14 protein-coding genes and 2 pseudogenes are annotated in these 18431 nt (G+C 71.6%); 8 read left to right on the top strand and 8 right to left on the bottom strand.

The genetic code is table 11. The annotated features are described in order from the left end of the window. Positions 1 to 141: 141 nt before the first annotated feature. Positions 142 to 1545 carry a nucleobase:cation symporter-2 family protein gene (locus RB628_RS25515; protein WP_318322844.1) on the top strand — a complete coding sequence of 468 codons (1404 nt, stop codon included), beginning with the start codon at positions 142 to 144 and terminating at the stop codon, positions 1543 to 1545. Here the strand turns inward: RB628_RS25515 and RB628_RS25520 are convergent. Continuing rightward, the gene (locus tag RB628_RS25520; protein WP_318322845.1) at positions 1456 to 1824 is read right to left on the bottom strand and encodes a helix-turn-helix transcriptional regulator; all 369 of its coding nucleotides are present in this window, start codon (positions 1822 to 1824) and stop codon (positions 1456 to 1458) included. The two genes, RB628_RS25515 and RB628_RS25520, sit on opposite strands and share 90 nt — an antisense overlap. A 134-nt stretch (positions 1825 to 1958) precedes the next feature. Here RB628_RS25520 and RB628_RS25525 point away from each other — a divergent pair, with 134 nt between their 5' ends. Further along, entirely contained in the window at positions 1959 to 3038 is a 1080-nt protein-coding gene (locus RB628_RS25525) for an NADH:flavin oxidoreductase/NADH oxidase (protein WP_318322846.1), read from the top strand. 4 nt (positions 3039 to 3042) lie between these two features. Here the strand turns inward: RB628_RS25525 and RB628_RS25530 are convergent, their stop codons facing one another. The 3 genes from RB628_RS25530 to RB628_RS25540 all read right to left on the bottom strand — a co-directional run bounded on the left by RB628_RS25530 (position 3043) and on the right by RB628_RS25540 (position 8257). Further along, positions 3043 to 5424, bottom strand: a complete 2382-nt coding sequence (locus RB628_RS25530) for a SpoIIE family protein phosphatase (protein WP_318322847.1) — start codon at positions 5422 to 5424, stop codon at positions 3043 to 3045. A 43-nt stretch (positions 5425 to 5467) separates the two neighbouring features. Beyond that, positions 5468 to 6760, bottom strand: coding sequence for an SGNH/GDSL hydrolase family protein (locus RB628_RS25535; protein ID WP_318322880.1), 1293 nt, complete (start codon positions 6758 to 6760; stop codon positions 5468 to 5470). A 162-nt stretch (positions 6761 to 6922) separates the two neighbouring features. After that, on the bottom strand, positions 6923 to 8257 hold the full coding sequence (locus RB628_RS25540) for a PHB depolymerase family esterase (protein ID WP_318322848.1): 1335 nt from the start codon (positions 8255 to 8257) through the stop codon (positions 6923 to 6925). Between the two features lie 447 nt (positions 8258 to 8704). Here RB628_RS25540 and RB628_RS25545 point away from each other — a divergent pair. After that, positions 8705 to 9686 (top strand): annotated as a pseudogene (locus RB628_RS25545) (polysaccharide lyase family 1 protein). A 31-nt stretch (positions 9687 to 9717) separates the two neighbouring features. Beyond that, complete coding sequence (locus RB628_RS25550) at positions 9718 to 10500, top strand: pectate lyase (protein WP_318322849.1); 783 nt, start codon at positions 9718 to 9720, stop codon at positions 10498 to 10500. A 445-nt stretch (positions 10501 to 10945) separates the two neighbouring features. On the opposite strand, the gene RB628_RS25555 is transcribed toward RB628_RS25550, so the two are convergent. After that, positions 10946 to 11512, bottom strand: coding sequence for a hypothetical protein (locus RB628_RS25555; protein WP_318322850.1), 567 nt, complete (start codon positions 11510 to 11512; stop codon positions 10946 to 10948). Between the two features lie 212 nt (positions 11513 to 11724). Here RB628_RS25555 and RB628_RS25560 point away from each other — a divergent pair, with 212 nt between their 5' ends. Beyond that, positions 11725 to 12810, top strand: a complete 1086-nt coding sequence (locus RB628_RS25560) for an exo-alpha-sialidase (protein WP_318322851.1) — start codon at positions 11725 to 11727, stop codon at positions 12808 to 12810. 554 nt (positions 12811 to 13364) lie between these two features. On the opposite strand, the gene RB628_RS25565 is transcribed toward RB628_RS25560, so the two are convergent. The 3 genes and pseudogenes from RB628_RS25565 to RB628_RS25575 form a co-directional block, all read right to left on the bottom strand. After that, a complete protein-coding gene (locus RB628_RS25565) occupies positions 13365 to 14051 on the bottom strand; it encodes a helix-turn-helix domain-containing protein (RefSeq protein WP_318322852.1) in 687 nt (228 codons plus the stop codon). A gap of 6 nt (positions 14052 to 14057) precedes the next feature. Continuing rightward, positions 14058 to 14276 (bottom strand): annotated as a pseudogene (locus RB628_RS25570) (alcohol dehydrogenase); the annotation flags it as partial. 41 nt (positions 14277 to 14317) lie between these two features. After that, positions 14318 to 14965, bottom strand: coding sequence for a hypothetical protein (locus RB628_RS25575; protein ID WP_318322853.1), 648 nt, complete (start codon positions 14963 to 14965; stop codon positions 14318 to 14320). Between the two features lie 234 nt (positions 14966 to 15199). Between RB628_RS25575 and RB628_RS25580 the strand changes: the two genes are divergently transcribed. From RB628_RS25580 to RB628_RS25590, 3 genes are read left to right on the top strand one after another with little or no spacing between them, the layout of a single operon-like run. Continuing rightward, positions 15200 to 15706, top strand: a complete 507-nt coding sequence (locus RB628_RS25580) for a hydrogenase maturation protease (RefSeq protein ID WP_318322854.1) — start codon at positions 15200 to 15202, stop codon at positions 15704 to 15706. After that, positions 15703 to 17994: a carbamoyltransferase HypF gene (hypF, locus tag RB628_RS25585; RefSeq protein ID WP_318322855.1), complete on the top strand. Its 2292-nt coding sequence runs from the start codon at positions 15703 to 15705 to the stop codon at positions 17992 to 17994. Before RB628_RS25580 ends, hypF begins: the two co-directional genes overlap by 4 nt. Positions 17995 to 18000: 6 nt before the next feature. Next, a complete protein-coding gene (locus RB628_RS25590; RefSeq protein WP_318322856.1) occupies positions 18001 to 18258 on the top strand; it encodes a HypC/HybG/HupF family hydrogenase formation chaperone in 258 nt (85 codons plus the stop codon). The last annotated feature ends 173 nt before the right edge of the window (positions 18259 to 18431 follow it).

Here is an 18431-nt window from a genome sequence, read left to right on the forward strand (position 1 = left end):
GCGGACGCAGAAAACGATCAGAAGATCACTCTCGAACCACCTCGGTGGATCAAGGTTAAGCGCCTTACGGTCTCCTCCTGTCCGGGCGCTCCCCCACCGCGCCAGGACGCCCCACTCGTCCCCGCCGCCCCTGGAGTACCCATGGCCACCACCGCGCCCCCACCCGTGCATCCCGTGGACGAGGTCCCACCCGTACGCCAGCTGGCCGTCTTCGGCCTGCAGCACGTGCTCGCGATGTACGCGGGAGCCGTGGCGGTGCCCCTGATCGTCGGCGGTGCGATGAAGCTGTCGCCCGCCGATCTGGCGTATCTGATCACCGCGGACCTGTTGGTGTGCGGGATCGCGACACTCATCCAGTGCGTGGGTTTCTGGCGCTTCGGCGTCCGGCTGCCGATCATGCAGGGGTGCACCTTCGCGGCCGTGTCGCCGATGGTCCTCATCGGTACGACGGGCGGCGGGCTGCCCGCGATCTACGGCTCGGTGATCGTCGCGGGGCTCGCGATCGTGCTGCTCGCGCCGGTCTTCGGGCGGCTGCTGCGCTTCTTCCCCCCGCTGGTGACCGGCACGGTGATTCTGATCATCGGTCTGTCACTGCTGCCGGTGGCGGGCAACTGGGCGGCAGGAGGGGTGGGTTCGCCGGAGTTCGGCGAACCGAAGAACCTGGCTCTGGCCGCCTTCGTGCTGGCCGTGGTGCTCGGGGTGCAGCGGTTCGCGCCGGTGTTCCTGAGCCGGATCGCGGTGCTGACCGGGATCGTCGTGGGGCTGGCCGTGGCCGTTCCCTTCGGCTTCACGGACTTCGACGGGGTCGGGGACGCGAACTGGGTCGGCGTCAGCGCGCCGTTCCACTTCGGGGCGCCCGCCTTCGAGGTGTCGGCGATCGTCTCCATGCTGGTGGTGGCGCTGGTGACGATGACCGAGACGACCGGTGACCTGATCGCGGTGGGCGAGATGACCGGCCGGAAGGTCGAGCCGCGCTCCCTGGCCGACGGGCTGCGCGCCGACGGCTTCTCCACCGTCCTCGGCGGCGTCTTCAACACGTTTCCGTACACGGCCTACGCCCAGAACGTCGGCCTCGTCGGGATGACCCGGGTGCGCAGCCGCTGGGTCGTGGCGGTCGCCGGCGGCATCCTCGTGCTGCTCGGTCTACTGCCCAAGCTGGGCGCGGTGGTCGCGGCCGTTCCGGCGCCGGTACTGGGCGGCGCGGGTCTGGTGATGTTCGGGACGGTCGCCGCGAGCGGGCTGCGCACGCTGGCCCGGGTCGAGTTCGGGGACAACCACAACCTGACGGTCGTGGCGGTCTCGGTGGCCGTGGGCATGCTGCCCGTCGGTGTGCCGACGGTGTACGCGAAGTTCCCGGACTGGTTCCAGACGGTGATGAACAGCGGCATCAGCGCGGGCTGCCTGACGGCGATCGTACTGAACCTGCTCTTCAACCACCTTGCGGGGAAAAGCGGTTCAGTCGGCGGCAACACCGCCGAGGCGGTCGGCCTGGCGGGCGGCGGCGGACAGGACGCTGTCGAGAAGTCCCGGAAAGAGGCCGTCTAGGTCGTCCCGGCGCAGGCCGTTCATCTTGGCCGTGCCCCGGTAGACCTGCCGGATCATCCCGCTCTCGCGCAGCACCCGGAAGTGGTGGGTGGTCGTGGACTTGGTGACCGGGAGCACGAAGTGCGAACAGGAGAGCTCGTCGCCGGTGGCGGCGAGCTCTCGTACGACCTGGAGGCGCATCGGGTCGGAGAGCGCGTGCAGCACGCCCTCCAGCCGGATCTCCTCCCGCACCGGGTGCGGAAGATCGCGACTGCTGGGGGCGGGGGCTGCGGTGGCCACGGCGACTCTCCACTTCGTCGGGAATCCCATTGTACGAGAACTCTCGTAGTTTGACACTCGCCGTACTACGATGTCTATCGTATGAGTCGTCCAGTGACCCGCTGACGAACGACGAGAGACGAATGGAGTCCGCCGTGAGCGCGCTCTTCGAGCCCTACCGCCTCCGCGACCTGACCATCCCCAACCGCGTGTGGATGCCCCCGATGTGCCAGTACTCGGCGGCACCCGAAGGCCCGGAGACCGGCGCCCCGAACGACTGGCACTTCGCGCACTACGCGGCTCGCGCCGCCGGCGGCACCGGTTTGATCGTCGTCGAGGCCACCGCCGTCGGCCCGGAGGGCCGGATCACCCCGTACGACCTCGGCATCTGGAACGACACCCAGGTCGAGGCGTTCCGCCGGATCACCCGTTTCCTCGTCTCCCAGGGCACCGTGCCCGCCATCCAGCTGGCCCACGCCGGCCGCAAGGCCTCCACCGGCCTGCCCTGGAAGGGTGGCGCCCCGCTCGGACCGGACACCCTCGGCTGGCAGCCGCTCGGCGCGAGCCCACTGCCGTTCGACCAGGAACACCCGGTCCCGGCCGAGTTGACGGTCGATCAGATTCGTGAGGTCGTCCGCCAGTTCGCGGACGCGGCCCGTCGCGCCCTCGACGCGGGCTTCGAGGTCGCCGAGATCCACGGCGCGCACGGCTATCTGATCAACGGTTTCCTGTCCCCGCACTCCAACCACCGCACCGACGCCTACGGCGGCTCCTACGAGAACCGTGTTCGTTTCGCGCTCGAAGCCGTCGACGCCGTACGGGAGGTGTGGCCCGACGACAAGCCGCTGTTCTTCCGTGTCTCGGCGACCGACTGGCTGGCGGACGGGGGCTGGAGCCCCGACGACACCGTGCGCTTCGCCGCCGAGCTCCACGCCCACGGTGTCGACCTGCTCGACGTCTCCACCGGCGGCAACGCCTCCGGCGTACGCATCCCGACGGGCCCCGGATATCAGGTCCCCTTCGCCGCGCGGGTGAAGGCCGAGACCTCGCTGCCCGTCGCCGCCGTGGGCATGATCACCGACGCCGGGCAGGCCGAGAAGATCCTGGCCAACGGCGAGGCCGACGCGGTGCTCCTCGGCCGTGAACTGCTGCGCAACCCGTCGTGGGCCCGGCACGCGGCCCGCGAGCTGGGCGGCGAGGTGCGTGTGCCGGACCAGTACCACCGGTCCGTCTGAGGACTCACAGGGACGGCGGCAAGGCCTGTTCCGCCCAGATGGTCTTGCCCGTGCCCGTGGGGCGGGTGCCCCAGCGGTCGGTGAGCTGGGCGACGAGGAGGAGGCCGCGACCGCCCTCGTCGAAGGTGCGGGCCCGGCGCAGATGTGGCGAGGTGCTGCTGCCGTCGGAGACCTCGCAGATGAGGGTGCGGTCGCGGATCAGCCGGAGCTGGATGGGGTCGCCGCCGTAGCGGATCGCGTTGGTGACCAGTTCGCTCACCACCAGCTCTGTGACGAAGGCGGCCTCGTCGATGCCCCAGCGGGTCAGCTGGTCCGTGACGTGTTTGCGGGCGGTGGCGACCACGGCCGGGTCGGCGGGCAGGTCCCAGACCGCGACCTGTTCGGCGTCCAGGGCGCGGGTGCGGGCGACCAGCAGGGCGACGTCGTCGCCCGGTGTCTCCGGGAGCAGGGAGCCGAGCACCGTGTCGCAGACGTACTCCAGACTGTCGGCCGGTGCGGCGAGTGCCGTACACAGCGCGGCGGTTCCGGCGTCCAGGTCGCGATCGCGGGCCTCGACCAGACCGTCCGTGTAGAGCGCGAGCACGGCGCCCTCGGGCAGCTCCAGCTCGATCGCCTCGAAGGGCAGCCCGCCGACGCCGAGCATGGGACCCGCGTTCACCTCCACGACCTCGACCCTGCCGTCCGGGTACAGGACGACCGGCGGCGGGTGCCCGGCGGCGGCGAGCGTGCAGCGCCGGGACACCGGGTCGTACACCGCGTACAGACAGGTCGCGCCGATCTCGCCGGACTCGCCGGACTCGTCGGTCCCCAGATGGCCGACCAGGTCGTCCAGGTGGGTGAGCAGCTCGTCGGGCGGCAGATCGACGTCCGCCAGCGTCCAGACCGCCGTACGGAGTCTGCCCATGGTCACCGAGGCGTGCAGACCGTGGCCGACGACGTCCCCGACGACCAGCGCCACCCGGGTCCCGGACAGCGGGATCACATCGAACCAGTCGCCGCCCACGCCCGCCCGGGACAGCGCGGGCAGATAGCGCGAGGCGAACTCGACGGCCGCCTGGCCGGCCACCGTCTGGGGCAGCAGGCTGCGCTGGAGGGCCAGGGCGGTGGTGCGTTCGCGGGTGTAGCGGCGGGCGTTGTCCACACACACGGCGGCGCGGCTGACCAGTTCCCGGGCCAGCGACACATCGTCCTCGTCGAACACGTCGGGCTTCTCGGGTGTCAGCAGCCGCACGAACACGGCCACGCCCAGCGTCGTACCGCGCGCGGTCAGCGGTACGGCCATCAGCCCGAGGTCATGGGTCTCCGAGTCGCGCAGCTTGGCGGAGCGGGCCGTGTGCCGGCCGAACCACCGGTCGAGGTCGGGGTCGCCGGTGCGGGCCAGGACGGGCAGGCCGGTGGCGAGCGCGCGGGCGGGCGGCGAGTACGGCGGGTAGACGTCCGCCGCGCCGAGGCCGATCGCCGCCTCCGGCACCCCGGCCGTGAGCGAGTGGTGGGCGACCCGGCGCAGCTCGACGTCGGCCTCCACCTGCCCCACCGTCGGTTCGTCGCCCTGGAGCACCGAATCGAGCAGGTCCACGCTGGCGAAGTCGGCGAGCCTGGGCACCACCAGTTCGGCGAGTTCCCGGGCGGTGCGGACGACGTCGAGCCGGGTGCCGATGCCCGCGGCGGCCTCGTTCAGCATGGCCAGCCGCTGCCTCGCCCAGAACTGCTCGCTGCTGTCGAAGGCGGCGAGCGCGACGCCGAGCACCTCGTCCGCCCGATCCCGCAGCGGCCACATCTCGGTGGTCCAGGCGTGCATGCGGCGCCCCGAGGGTGATCGGGTCCAGCTCTCGTAGTGGACCGGCCGCCCGGTCTCCGCGACGATCTCCAGATGGCGCAGGAAGCCACGGCTGTGCTCGGCGTCCTCGACGGTGTCGGGGTAATAGCGGTGCAGGAACTCGGCCTCGGGCCGGCCCATGACGGCACAGGCCGCGTCGTTCATCCGCAGGTAGCGCTGCCCGGTGTCGAAGACGGACATCGACATGGAGGCCTGCCGGAACACCAGTTCGGCCAGGGTCCGCCCAGGGTCGGCGGGCACCGCGGTGACGACGTACGCCCGCCGCTCCCCCCGCACCGGACACAGGCGCAGCGCCAGCTCCGGACGCCGTCCGTCCCGGTGCCGTACGGCCACGACTGCGGTTCCGGACGCACGCAGCTCCCGCCAGGCCGCACGCGGGTCACCGGCCACCAGGTCCGCCGCCGGACGGCCGGTGGCCTCGGCGGTGGTGTACCCGGTGAGCCGTCGGGCGCCGTCGCTCCAGCCCGTGACGGTGCCGTGAGCGTCGATCACCGCCACGGCGTCACCGGCCGGGACCACCCGCTCTTCCTCGCGCGGCCCATTCACCATATGCCCAAGAATGAGGGCATTTGTGACGGTCATCAACCCGGGATCAGTTCTTCCTGAACCAGAGCGCGGGAACGGCGGCGGCCAGCATCCGGTACCCCTCGGGGTTCAGATGCAGCCAGTCCCCGTCATGGAGGTCCGCGCGCAGCCGCCCCGGAGCGGCCGGGTCGCGGACCGCCCGGTCGAAGTCGACGACGGCGTCGAAGGCGCCACCGGTGCGGATCCAGTCGTTCACTGTCTGCCGGGTCCTCTCACGCAGGCCGGCCGGATCGTCGTACGGCGTGCTGCCGCGGAAGGGTGTGAGGGTGGCGCCGTAGACACGGATGCCCTGGGCGTGCGCGCGGACGACGATCTGCTGGTAGGCGGCGACGAGGTCGTCGGTGACACGCTGCTGGGCGGCCGGGGTGGCCTCGGCGGTGCCGATGTCGTTGACGCCCTCGAAGACGATCAGCCAGGAGACCCCGCTGTGCACCAGGATGTCCCGGTCGAGCCGGGCGAGGGCGTTGGGCCCCAGGCCGTCGTTGAGCACCCGGTTGCCGCCCGCCGCCTGGTTCAGTACGGCGATCCGGTCGCCGCCCGGGCGGGCCCGGAGCCGGTCCAGGAGCTGGTCGGGCCAGCGGTTGTTGCCGTTGGTCGTGGAGCCCCGGCCGTCGGACAGCGAGTCGCCCAGCACGGCGACGGCACGCGTGTCCCGCCCGGAGAGCACCTCGACGTCGCTGAGCAGGTACCAGTGGTTGACCGGGGTGGCCCCGGGCAGATCCGGCTCGCCCGCGCCGTCGCCGTTGCGGAGGTACGAGGTGGTGCGCGAGCCCGGGTGCGAGGTGAGCGCGAGCGAGGCCTGGCCGGTCGCGAGGTACGTCGTCACGGTCAGGTTGGTGGCGGGGCGCAGCCCGAAGTCCAGCGGGTCGGAGACGACCTGGGCCCCGGCGGGGACGGTGGTGGACCTGCGTCCGGCGAACGTCACCTCGCGCAGGGTGCCGGGTTCGACGGCACTGACCCCGGCCCGGCCGTCCAGCGGGAGGGCCACCGTCACGGCGGTCAACGGCAGCGGGGTGGTGCCGAAGGCGTTGGAGAAACGCAGCCGGACGCGCTCGCCGCCGGTGGAGACGCGCACGGTCTGGCGCAGGGTGGTGTCGACGAGGGTGGCACGCTCCCCGGTGAAGGGCGCCGGGGGCATGTTGCCGGGCTCGGTGAGTTGCGGCATCGACGTCCAGGTGTTGACCCATCTCGGGGCGGACCGGCCCGGGTCGGTGACCGCCGGCTGCGGGCTTCTGACGAGGGCCACCACTGCGGAAAACGCCACGGCGAGGGCCAGCACGAACACGCAGGTGGCGGCCAGGTGGGCGAGCGCTGCTCTGGCGGACGGCTGTAGGAGCCGGGGTGACTGCGTGAGGCGGGGCGACTTCACGGGGCGGGCGCCTTCCTCTGTCCGGACGTCTGCATCTCTTCGAGGCGGGGAGACCGGGTGCGCGCTCGTGGCGCGCACCCGGCGGGGCGGGGCTCAACCGGCCGTGCAGGCCGTTCCGTTGAGCGTGAAGCCTGACGGTGCCGCACTGTTGCCGGTATGGCTCGCCTGGTAGCCGATGCCGACACTCGCGCCGGGCGCGATGGCCGCGTTGTAGGTGACGTTGGTGGCGGTCACCGCCCCGGAGGCCGGTGCGTAGGTGGCGCTCCAGCCGGAGGTGATGGCCTGGCCGGAGGGCAGGGTGAAGCCCAGTTTCCAGCCGTTCACCGCCGTCGTGCTGGTGTTGGTGATGGTCACGGACGAGGTCAGCCCGGTGTTCCAGGCGTTGGTCGTGACCGTCACCTTGCAGGGGCCGGCCGGCGGTTGGGGCACGGTGCCGCCGCTGTCCAGGCCGAAGAAGGTGATCACGCGGGCGGCCATGCCGGTGGTGATCAGGTTGTGTCCGACACCCTGGAGGCTGATGCCCTCGACGGGAGCCCTGTCACCGGTGGCGCCGTAGCGGGTGCGGGTCCAGCCCGACTGGGGCGAGTCGGTCGTGGTCGGCGTCTGGCCGAGACCCTGCACATTGGTCCACTGCTTGATCATCTCCCCGAAGTTGGGGTAGCGCAGCACGTCGTCCTCGGTGCCGTGCCAGAGCTGCATGCGCGGCCGGGGTCCGGTGTAGCCGGGGTAGGCGTTGCGGACCAGGTTGCCCCACTCCTGCGGGGTGTGGGTCACCGTCCCCTGGGCGCACTCACTGTTCCACTCCGAGCCGTTGGTGGTGGCGAAGCAGCCGAACGGTACGCCCGCGAAGGCCGATCCGGCCGCGAACACGTCCGGGTAGTCGCCGAGCAGCACGTTGGTCATCATCGCGCCGGAGGAGACCCCGGTGGCGTAGACCCTGCTGGTGTCGGCGTCGTAGGTACGGGTCACCCAGTCGACCATGGACTTGATGCCCACCGGGTCGCTGCCGCCGCCCCGGGTCAGCGCCTGCGGCGAGGAGACGTCGAAGCACTTGCTGTCGCGGGTGACGGACGGGTAGATCACGATGAATCCGTAGCGGTCGGCCAGCGAGGCGTACTCGGTGTTGGAGTAGAACACCGGGCCGGAGCCGGTGCACCAGTGCACGGCCACCAGGACCGCGGGGCGCGTGGTGACGGTGTCCGGCACGTACACGTACATCTGCAGGTTGCTCGGGTTGGTCCCGAAGTCCGTTATCTCGGTGAGCGTTGCGGCTGCCTCGACGGGCGCCGCGGCGGGCGTCTCCGTTCGGGCCGACGCCGCGGGCGCGGTGAGGAATGTCGCCGCGAGCAGCGGCAGCAGGCCTCCGAGAAGTGCGACGAGCACCGAACGCAGCGGTCTCCTCGCGATGGTGCCGACAGTGGTGGACACGTCCTTGTCCCTTCCTGATCACGGCTCGTGGGGTAACGCGTGGCGGAAGTCGAAGTCCCGCTCTGCGGGGCTGCCCGCCCGCATCGTGACATGAGCATGGCCTCCATGGAAGCGCTCCCACACGTCGAAAAGATTCGCTGACCAGCGGTTGCAGACCCGACCGGTACACATTGCGCGCAAAGCGTTGACCAGAAAGCGCTTACCCCCTACCTTCCGTTCATCGATGTGACCCATCGATGTCGATCCGCATTCGACGAGGCGGCCCCGGAAGCGCGTACCACCAGGGACAGTGCACGCCCTGGAGCGTTACCGTCCCCCACTCCGGGCTCCCCGTCGCCGCGACACCAGCTTGCGTACGGCACACAACTGACAATCAACCCAGCGAATGATGTTCATATACCCGATCGCCTGCTCGATCGGTCAGCCCTCCTGAAGGGACGCACCCGCATGCGCACCCGCCCCCCACATACACAGACGCAAAGATCCGCGGCAGCAGCGGCCGTGACCACCGCCCTCGCGGCCGTCGCCGTTCCGGCCGTCCCCCAGCCGGCCGGGGCGGCCGAGAACGCCCATCGGATTCGGCGCCGGAACGACCGGCGGCGGCAGCGCCACCCCGGTCACCGTGACGACGCCCGCCGCCTTCACCACGGCCGTGACGGGCAACGCGGCCAAGGTCGTACGGGTGAGTGGCCTGATCACGCTGGGCGGCCAGGTCGGCATCGGCTCCAACACCACGGTTCCGGGCGTCGGTTCGTCCTCCGGGTTCACCGGGGGCGGCCTGAGGATCAAGGAGGAGACGAACGCCGTCGTCCGCAACCTCGACATCAGCAAGCCGCTCGCACCGTCCGACGGCGTGTCCGTCCAGGAGTCCACGAAGGTGTGGATCGACCACAACTCCTTCTCGGCGGACCGCACTCACGACAAGGACTACTACGACGGCCCGCTGGACATCAATCACGGTTCGGACAACGTGACGGTGCCCTGGAACACCTTCAAGGACCACTTCAAGGGCTCGCTCGTCGGCCACAGCGACAACAACGCGTCCGAGGACACCGGCCACCTGAAGGTGACCTACCACCACCACAACCACTTCAGCAACATCTACTCGCGCATCCCCAGCCTGCGCTTCGGCACCGGTCACTTCTACGACAACTTCGTCGAGGGCGCCGGGACCGCCGTGCGCTCCCGGACGGGCGCCCGGACGCTCGTCGAGAACAACGCCTTCCGTACGACGAAGGTCGCGGTCACCACGAACCGCAGCAGCGACGTCGACGGATACGCCGACCCGCGCGGCAACGACCTCGGCGGAGCCGCCACGGAGGTCCCGCGGGTCGGCACGTTCACCACCGCTCCGTACAGCTGCACGGCGAAGCCGGCCTCGACCGTCGTCGCCTCGGTGACCGGCGGCGCGGGCACCGGAAAGCCCTGACCAGCCCCTCACGACACAGAAGGATCGGGACATGACCTCTGCAGCACCCCCGCGCGCCCGCGGGCGCGCACTCACCGGCTCTCTGACCGCACTCGGCCTCTCGGGTGTCATGATCATGACATTCAATGTACCCACGGCGAGCGCGGCGACCTGGCCGACGCCCTCCAGTAGCCAGGGAGTGAGCTCGACCATCAACGTGTCCGGCGTCAGGGACGGCGGCATGGTGCGGTACTACGGCAGCGGCGCCCTGGCCGGCGACGGCCAGGAAGAGGGCCAGGACCCGATCTTCAAGCTCGCGGCCGGCGCGACGCTGAAGAACGTCATCATCGGCGCGCCCGGCGCCGACGGCATCCACTGCGAGGGCAACTGCACCCTGCAGAACGTGTGGTGGGAGGACGTCGGCGAGGACGCCGCGACCTTCCGCGGCGGCTCGACCTACACCGTCACCGGCGGTGGCGCCAAGAAGGCCGCAGACAAGGTCTTCCAGCACAACGGGCCCGGCACCGTGAACATCTCGAACTTCGCCGTCAGCGAGTTCAAGACGCTGTACCGCTCCTGCGGCGACTGCTCCACGCAGTACACACGCAAGGTCAACCTCAGCAACATCGAGGTGACCGGAACGGGCTCCACCGCTCGGCTCGTCGGCATCAACGTCAACCGCAACGACGTGGCGACCCTGCGTGGCATCACGATCCTCAACGACGCGAGCCGCAAGGTCGTGCCCTGCCAGAAGTACAACAACACGACTGCGGCCGGGACGGGCCCCGACAGCACGAACTGCCTCTACAGCACCTCGGACATCACCTACAGGTAGTCCCGGCGATCCCCCCACGGCAGGTGAGGCGGCCGTCCGAAGCGTCCCCGCACGGCGCTTCGTACGGCCGCCGTTCCTCACCGACCGCCTCCGGATCACCGCGTCGGCGGTGCGCGCACACTCGCTCCCGCGATTCCGCTTGGCTGTCAGTGCCGTGGCGCAGACTCCCGATCAGGTGGTACTTCGTCCGGGAGGGGCACCGTGTTCAGGGAAATCGACGAAGTCGACCGGGCTTCGATACGCCAGCGCCATCCGTACGGCAGCACGCGGGACGTGCCCGTACCACGCGGAACCTCGCCTCGGTGGACCTCTGGGGTTGGCGGCCCGGCCGCAGGGACGACAGCCGCCGCCACACACGGCGGTGCCCACGCGGCCTGCGGCCGGAGCGGCCCGGGGAGAGGCAGGACGTCTCCAGTCCTCACTCCCTCGCCTCCCCCGACACGTGTCAGCGCGTGTTGCGTCCCCACATCGGGTCGAACCGCTCCCACGCCTCCTCCCACTCCGCCATCCGCCGTCGCTCCAGACGTCCACGCAGGAGACGCCAGCCGACATAGGGCACGGTCGCACCGCTCGCGCCCGCCAGGGCGCCGACCATCGCGGCCCTGAGACGGGCCTCGGACTCGGTCGCGGGCTTCGTCACCAGGCGGCCCTGCGGGTCCGTCCAGATGGTCGCCGGGCTGCCTGCGGTGCTGCCCGAGTCGACCCGGGCCTGACCCGTGTGCGGGGTGCCGTCGGCGGTGGTCCAGCGGACCTTCGCCCACACCTTCTCGCTGCCGACGGTGCCGGGCGCGTCCTCGACGACCAACGCCGCCACGGGTCGCCACTCGGCGCGCTCTCTGGCCAGCCCCTGTTCGACGGAGTGGGTCGCCATCAGGCCGACGAGGACTCCGGTGAACACGGTGAGCGCCCAGGTGGCCAGTACGGCCCACCCCTCCACGGCATCCACGCGGCGCTTCAGCGGATTGCGCCGCCAACGCCACAGCCACACCCTTGGACCACGGAATGCCGTCATTGAAGGCATCCTCCTCACGCGCACACGGACATGCCCTGCCGTCCTCCCATACGCACGATGTCCCGCCCCTGCTCACGGCTCCCCCGAGGTCTCCGTCACATCCCGCCGCCAGACCGCCCTGACCTGCGACAACGGCGTCTCCAGGGGTGACTGTCAGTGGTGGGGTGCAGACTGGCCGATGACTGGACAACGACGTCCCGGAGGTGATCGGCATGACCGAGGTACTGCTCACGGTCGGCACGCGAAAAGGCCTGTTCATCGGGCACCGGCGCGGTGGCACGTGGGAGTTCGACGACGCCCCTTCCTTCAACGCGCAGGCCGTGTACTCGGTCGCGATCGACACCAGGCGCGACATCCCGAGGCTGCTGGTGGGCGGCGACAGCGCCCACTGGGGGCCGTCGGTCTTCCACTCCGACGACCTGGGCCGGACCTGGACCGAACCGGAGCGGCCCGCCGTGAAGTTCCCCAAGGACACGGGCGCCTCGCTGGAGCGCGTCTGGCAGCTCCACGCGTCGACGGCGGAGCCGGACGTGGTGTACGCGGGCACGGAACCGGCGGCGCTGTACCGCTCCGAGGACCGCGGTGTGTCCTTCGAGCTGGTCCGCCCTCTGTGGGAGCACCCCACCCGCTCCCAGTGGGCACCGGGCGGCGGCGGTGAGGGCCTGCACACGATCGTCACCGATCAGCGGGACCCCCACGCGATGACGATCGCCGTCTCTGCGGCCGGGGTGTTCCGCACGGCCGACGGCGGCGCGAGCTGGGCCCCGTCCAACTCCGGTGTCTCCGCGGTGTTCATGCCGGATCCGAACCCGGAGTTCGGCCAGTGCGTGCACAAGATCGCGAAGGACTCGGCCAACCCGGACCGGCTCTACCTCCAGAACCACTGGGGTGTCTACCGGAGTGACGACGCGGGCGGGCACTGGACGGACATCGGCGCCGGACTCCCCTCTACGTTCGGTTTCGCGGCGGCGACGCACCCGCATCGTGGCGACACGGCGTACGTCTTCCCGATCAACGCCGACGAAGACCGCGTCCCCGCCGACCACCGTTGCCGGGTCTTCCGTACGGCGGACGCGGGCAAGAGCTGGGAACCCCTGTCGGCGGGCCTGCCCCAGGAGGACCACTACGGCACGGTGCTGCGCGACGCGCTGTGCACGGACGGCGCGGACCCGGCGGGCGTCTACTTCGGCAACCGCAACGGCGAGGTGTACGCGTCGGCGGACGACGGCGACAGCTGGCAGCAGTTGGCGTCCCATCTGCCGGACGTGCTGTGCGTACGGGCCGCGGTGATCGACTGAGGGTCGGGGAAGGGGCAGAACGTCCAACGGTTTCCGTGGTAACCGTCTGACTCGTTCATGGCGAACTCGACACGGTCACGACCTTACGGGACCTGACCGGTGCGGCCGGGGCCGACGGCCGCCGGGAGGGATCCGCATGGCCTCCCGGCGGTCGCCGGTCGGCGGCCACTCCGGACGGACCGGACGGACCGGACGGACCGGACGGACCGGAGGTGCCGGAGGTGCCGGACGGACCGGACGGACCGGAGGTGCCGTCATGACCACTCTCCCGGTGGCGGCGTTCCTGATCTGCACGAGCTGTTGCACCCGCGCGTCTGGGACCACCCCGCAACAGCCCGACCGCGAATCCACCGTTCCCCACCCGGGAGTGATGCCGCGGCGCACCGCGCCCGCGACCGCACGGTGTCGCTCCGCCGCCGCGACCTCGCCCTGCCGGCCTCATCGCGGGCCCTTCTGCGGCCGGCCCCGCTCCCGGCTTCCGGCCATCGCGGCTGTGCGCCGTCCTCGTCCTGCGTGGAGTCCACTGCCGGCCAACGGGTCCACCGGGCAGGGAATCAAGGCACGGTGATCTCGCGCCCGGTGACACCCACAGGGTCGATTCGCACCCATAGGTTGCGTTCGCCGCCCGCCCAGGGAGCGCTGTATGCCAGCTCCTCCAGCCGACGTACGGCATCGGGGTCCGTCACCGCCTGGGCGCGTCCACGGACCAGCACGCTCCAGCCCTGGCTGAGCGCGTCGTCAATACGGTCGACCTCGAAGGCGACCTGGGTTCCCGCGGCCGCCGCGAGCGTCGTACGGGGCTCGGTGCGGAAGGCGACCGCGCCGTCGATCACGCTGTAGTTGACAGGGACGACGACCGGGCCCTCGGGCAGGGACACCGCGAGGCGTCCCACGCCGTGCGTCCCCAGCCGCGCCCGGCATTCCTCGGTGGTCAGCTTTGTCCACTGAGGGTGGAATGCCGCGCGGCCGATGCCGGGCGGCAGATCTGCGTCACCTCCGCGCAGGGCCGAGACCGTGGTCTGCAGAGCGTCTGCCAGCCTGATGAGGAGGCCGATGCCCGGCGCGGCGGTCGGCTGTTCCTCCAGATACTGGATGTATCCCGGGGCCGTGCCCGCCCGTTCGGCCGTCTCCCTCAGGGAGAGGCCCAGTTCCTCGCGTCGCCGTTCGATGCGCCTGCCGATGTCGCCGTGTGCGGACACCGGCGGCGGGGCCTCACCGGTCGGGGTTTTCTGGTCGGACATGCTCGCTCACTTCCCTGGGGCGGCCGCCCTGACGGCCACGGTGTCGTGGGGCTGCCCGCCGAGGACGACCTGGAGCGCCCCGGTGTCGGCTGCCCGGGAGAAGACCTCGTACGCCTCCTCCATCTGGTCCAGCGGAAAAGTGTGCGTGACCATCGTCGACGTCGGCAGGTGACCTGCGGCCATCAAGCGCAGCAGGGTGGGCGTGGATGACGTGTCGAGTACGCCGCGAAGGACCAGTACCTGCATGACGATCCCCCTTCCCTGCTCTACCAGCCGCGGCTCCCGTCACGGCGGGTGCGCCGCAGGGTGATCTCCTTGCGGCCGGAACAGTTCGTCGACTCCATACTGACCCGGACAGAAGCCGCCCGCATGGGCCGCTCGGTCCCCATGGCCCGGCCGAGCAGGGCCAGGCGGCCTCCGGTGTGACCCACGGGCCCCTCCGAGAGCGGCCCGAACTGCCGGAAAGGGGAAGGCACAGTGCCGAGTGCCGCCGCGGACGATTCCGCCACGAGATGTGCGGTGGCGTCACGGCCGTTGGACGGCGAACCGTCCCAGACGGCCACCATGCGTTCACACCCCTCGATCAGCACCTCGTCCGCGCCGACGCACGCGTCGCGATGACCGGGGTCGTACGCCAGCAGACGCACCTGCCGGGCCAGACACAGCAACTCGCCGACCGCCAACCGGTCCCGCTCCGGCAGCAGCGCGGGCACCATCGCCTGCGTGGGGATCACCACGACCAGTTCCCGGTCCGCCGCCCGCATCGCCCGGCCGAACGCCAGCGACGCCCCGGCGCCCGCGCGCACCAGACCCGGCACTCCCCCGGACAGCCGCTCCAGCACCGCCCGCAGCCCGGGCTCCACCAGCTTCAGCGTGTCCGACGCCAAGTCTGCGTGCCCCACCGCAGCGATCATCTCCCCACTCCTTCCAGCCGCACGACACCTTCGGTTCGTCAGTGAAGCCAGTACGTCCGGCGTCTGACTAGGGTCGAACGGCCCTGCCGGCCGACCGGCAGGCGGCGGCACGGGCACTCTCGGCCCGCGCCGGGTCGTCCACGACCGCCAGGCTGTGGGAAGGGCGGGTCGCCCCTCCCGGACAGGCCGTTCGGCCCCTCGCGTGTCCGGTGCCCACGGTGCACCGTGGGAGACATGCCGACACGCACGCGGATCGCCGTCATCGGCGTCGGGAACGACTTCCGGCGCGACGACGGCGTGGGCTGGGCCGTGCTCGCCCGGCTGCGGGAGCGGGCCGAGGGACGACCGCTGCCGCCGGACACCGTCCTGGCCACCTGCGACGGCGACCCCGGGCGGTTGATCGGACTGTGGGAGGGCGCCCACCTGGCCGTGGTCGTGGACGCTGCCCACGGGCACCCGGGCTCCCCCGGCCGCGTCCACCGCCTCACACTCGACGCCGGACTCCTCGAACAGCCGTCGGCCACCAGCTCGCACGGGCTGGGCCTCGGCGAGGCGGTGGAGCTCGCACGGGCGCTGGATCTGCTGCCGGACCGTCTGGTCGTCTACGCCGTGGAGGGCGCCGAGAGTGAGCTCGGCACCGGCCTCTCGTCCGTCGTCGCCGCCGCCGTCGATCCCCTCGCGGAGGCCGTCGAGGACGAGATCACGCGGCACCGGGGCATGACAGCCAGGAGGGGGACATGAACGTGCGTCGCTTCCGTGTGGAGGGGATCGTCCAGGGCGTCGGCTTCCGTCCGTTCGTGTACCGCACGGCGGCGGAGCTCGGCCTGGCCGGCTGGGTGGCCAACGTCAACGGCCATGTGGAGGGCGAGATCGCCGGACCGCCCCGCGCGATCGAGGAGTTCGCGTCCCGCCTGCGCACCGGCGCACCGGCGCTCGCCCGGGTCCGCCGCGTCCAACTGACAGGCAGCGCACGGCAGTCGGCGTACGACCCGGGCTTCCAGGTACGTGGCAGCGCACCCGGTCCCACGGACCCGGCACCACGCGAGATCCCGCCCGACGCGGCGATCTGCGACGCCTGTCTGCGCGAACTGCGGGATCCGCGCGACCGCCGCCACCGTTACCCGTTCATCAACTGCACGGACTGCGGGCCGCGTGCCACGATCATCGAGGATCTGCCGTACGACCGGATCCGCACGACCATGCGCCGCTTCCCGCTGTGCGCGCGGTGTGCGGCCGAGTACGCCGACCCCGGCGACCGGCGCTTCCACGCCGAACCCGTCGCCTGCGCCTCCTGTGGACCACGGTTGGCCTGGGAGGACCTGCGTGGCGAGGACGCGCTGCGAAAAGCGGTCAAGACCGTCACCGAGGGCGGGATCGTCGCACTGAAGGGCCTCGGCGGCTACCAGCTGGTGTGCGACGCGGGCGATCCGCGGGCCGTGGCGGAGCTGCGGCGCCGCAAGCGCCGCCCGGCGAAACCGTTCGCCGTCATGGTGCGGGACATCGGGACGGCGGCCCGGCTGGCGCGGATCGGCGCCACGGAACGCGAGGCCCTGACGTCTCCGGAGCGCCCGGTGGTGCTGCTCGCCCGGCGCCGGAGGCGCGGAGCGGTGGCCCCGCTCGCACCCGGGGTGCACCCCGGCCTGACCCGGGTCGGCCTTTTCCTGCCCACCACCGGCCTGCACCACCTCCTTCTCGACGACCTGGCCCGGCCGCTCGTGGTCACCAGCGGCAACCTGAGCGACGAGCCGATCGCCACCGACGACGCGGAGGCCGCTCGCACCCTGGTCTCCGTGGCCGACGGCTTCCTCACGCACGACCGGCCGATCCGGTCCCGGTACGACGACTCCGTGGTGCAGTTCACCGGGCGCACCCGGATCACGGTCCGCCGGGCCCGCGGGCTGGCCCCCGCCCCGCTGCCGCTTCCCGTACGGGAGCCGGTCGCCGGGGCCGGCGCCCAGCTGAAGCACACGTTCACCCTTGCCGCCGACGGCCGGGCCCACATCGGGCCGCACACCGGGGACCTGGCCGACCTGCCGACGTACGACGCGTTCGTGACGTCGTACGAACACCTCAAGCGGCTCACCGGCATCGAACCGGTGGCCCTGGCCCACGATCTGCACCCCGGCTGTCTGTCCACGCAGTGGGCCGAGACGCAGCCGCTGCGCCGGATCCCGGTCCAGCACCACCACGCGCATGTGGCGGCCTGCGCGGCCGAGCACGGGGTGCGGGGCCCGTTCCTCGGCGTGGCCTACGACGGGCTGGGGCTGGGCGACGACGGCACCCTGTGGGGCGGCGAGATCCTCGTCGCCGATCTGGCCGGCTACCGGCGCGTGGGCAGGTTCGCGACCGCGCCCCTGCCCGGCGGTGACGCGGCGGTACGCCGCCCGTCCCGCACCGCCCTCGGTCATCTGCTGGGCGGCGAGATGCTGGGCTCACCACGCCCGTATCCCTGGCTCGCCCGGTCCTACACGGACCGCCTGGACCCGGCCGAGGTCTCCGCCGTGCGCGCCATGATCGCCCGGCAGGTCAACTGCCCACGGGCATCCAGTGCCGGGCGGCTCTTCGACACGGTCGCCGCGCTCCTCGGCCTCGCAGACCGGATCAGCTACGAGGGCGAGGCGGCCGTCCTGCTCGAAACGGCGGCGGGCGACGCGCACGCCGTACCGCTCACCCACCGCGTCGTGCGGGTGCGGGGCCTGTGGGTGTACGACCCCGCGCCGACCCTGACCGATCTCCTGGAGCGGCAGCTGAGCGGGGAGCCGGTGGCCCGGCTGGCCGCGGCCTTCCATCTGACCCTCGCGATCGTCACCGCGGATCTCGTCGAACGGGCCGTGTCCGAGGGCGCGCCTCGCACCGTGTGCCTGGGCGGCGGCTGCTTCGTCAACCGCCGGCTGCTGACCGAGGTGAAGCGCCGGCTGCACGCCCAGGGACTGCGGGTGCTGGTCGGCGGTCAGGTCCCGGTCGGGGACGGCGGCATCAGCTACGGCCAGGCGGCGGTCGCGGCCGCGCGCCTGGCCGGGGAGAGGTGAACGCGTATGTGCCTGGGCATCCCGGGACGGGTCGTCGAGATCCACGACGACGCCGGCCTGCGCATGGCGACCGTCGACTTCGGCGGGATACGGCGCGAGGCCTGCCTCAGCTGCACGCCGGAAGCGGGCATCGGGTCGTACGTCATCGTGCACGTCGGCTTCGCCATCACCCTGGTGGACGAGGCGGAGGCACACCGCACGCTCGACGTGCTGCGGGCGATGTCGGGCGCGGTCGAGGGCGAGCTGGGCGAGGCTCTTCCGTAGCGCTCCGCCGGGGGAGCCGAAAGGACCGTCGTGACACTGCGGGCCGCATGCGGCTGGGCGCGCCGCCGTGGCGCACCCGCAAGAGGCCGGCGCCGCGTGAAGGGTCCCGTCGGCCCGTCGAGTAGGGCCGGTCAGCCCCTGCCTCGGGCACCGGTCGAGGGCCGAACCTGATG

Source organism: Streptomyces sp. ADMS (assembly GCF_033441795.1).
GTDB lineage: Bacteria > Actinomycetota > Actinomycetes > Streptomycetales > Streptomycetaceae > Streptomyces.